Here is a 1,612-nt window from a genome sequence, read left to right as displayed (position 1 = left end):
CCTTGTCAGTTCCACCTCCGGCAAGTGCGTCGACGTGCCCGGCCGGGTCCAGACCAACGGCACTGGATTGATCGTCTGGGCCTGTCACGGCGCTGCCAACCAGCAGTGGACTCGGACAGCGGCCGGCGAACTGCGCATCTACAACAACGCCAAATGCATGGACGCCAACACTTCCGGTCAGGGCACGCGAGTGACCATCGACGCCTGCAACGGCGGTGACAGTCAGAAGTGGACGGTCACCGCCGACGGCACGGTCACGAACGCGATGTCAGAACGGTGCCTCGACGCCGGTGGCACCGCCGACAACACAGCCGTCGTGGTGAACACCTGCAACGGTGCCTCCAGCCAGAGCTGGACCAAACGTTCCTGAACGTGGAAGGAGCTCCGTCATGACCGGAATCTCTCGCCGCAGCCTGCTGATCGGTGCGGCAGGCGGGGCGGGTGCACTCGCACTGGGCTCGGCCCCCGCTGCCTCCGCGGCGACGTTCGTCAAGGGCGCGGACATCAGCTGGATGCCGCAGATGGAAGCCAACGGCTACTACTGGCTCAACAGGTCCGGTCAGCGACAGGACCTGTTCACCATTCTCAAGAGCTACGGCATCACCGCGATCAGCCTGCGGACCTGGGTGAACCCCTCCAACAGCCCCGCCAACGGACACTGCAGCATCCAGGAAACCGTGCGCATGGCCCAGCGCTGCCGCGACGCCGGCATGCAGGTGCTGCTCGGGTTCCACTTCGGCGACACGTGGAACTCCGTCGGCGTGCAAAAACCGCCTAAAGCCTGGGCGAACATGAGCTACCCGCAGATGCGCGACGCCCTGCGCCGCTACGTCGACGACTCACTCACGCTTCTCAAGGCCGGCGGCGTCACACCGGGCTGGGTGAAGATCGGCAACGAGCAGAACAGCGGTATCTGCTCCCCCGTTGGCAGCGTCAGCAAGCCCTCGCAGATGACCGGCCTGCTCAACGGCGCCTACGACGTGTCGAAACAGGTCTTCCCCACCACCCCGGTCATGGTCCACCTCGCCCAGCCGCAGAAGATGGACAGCATCCAGCGGTTTTTCAACGCCTATCGCGGCAACGGCGGCAAGTGGGACATCACCGGCCTGTCGTCCTACGCCCAGGGCAGCAACGTGCAGCCGATCATCGGCAACATGCGGACCATCCAGTCCACCTACGGCAAGCCGATCATGCACGTCGAGTACGGAGGGCCGCGCGGCAACGCGGGTCAGGTCCGTGACGGGCTGCGGCAGTTCATCAGCGGCACCAAGGCCTTCGGCGGGCTCGGCACATTCTTCTGGGAGCCGGAGGGCTACTCGCCGTTCACCGGCTACGACATGACCGCCTGGGAGAGCAACCGGCGCCCTACCGCCGCCATGGACGGATTCCTCAACGTGTGACAGCAAATCCGCGTCTCACTCATGCGCAGTTTCACCGTGGCGCCAGGCAACTGCGACGTCACGGTGGAACTCGGCAGCACGGCAACGGCATGAGCACTCCACCGCAACCGAACATCCACGTGCGCTGAACCCGGCAGCGGGTCGGCGACATCGAGCCGGTCCGCCTGACCGCGACCAGATCTCCCGCCGCCCGTTTCGCACACATCCCTTCT

General features: G+C 65.4%; 2 protein-coding genes. Both read left to right on the top strand.

The window, feature by feature from the left end; genetic code table 11:
* Positions 1-370 (top strand): RICIN domain-containing protein (locus tag SK571_RS46090; RefSeq protein WP_319990419.1); only part of this gene is annotated, 370 nt, incomplete at its 5' end.
* Between the two features lie 19 nt (positions 371-389).
* On the top strand, positions 390-1,400 hold the full coding sequence (locus SK571_RS46085) for a glycosyl hydrolase 53 family protein (protein WP_319990418.1): 1,011 nt from the start codon (positions 390-392) through the stop codon (positions 1,398-1,400).
* Positions 1,401-1,612: the final 212 nt, after the last annotated feature.

Origin of the sequence: Lentzea kristufekii (assembly GCF_033949925.1) — a bacterium.
GTDB lineage: Bacteria > Actinomycetota > Actinomycetes > Mycobacteriales > Pseudonocardiaceae > Lentzea > Lentzea kristufekii.
The sequence above is the reverse complement of the archived record's forward strand: the minus strand, read 5'-3'. Positions and strand labels throughout refer to the sequence as shown.

Coding starts and splice junctions, on each gene's coding strand:
- SK571_RS46085 (WP_319990418.1), top strand. CDS start 390: ATGACCGGAATCTCTCGCCGCAGCCTGCTGATCGGTGCGGCAGGCGGG.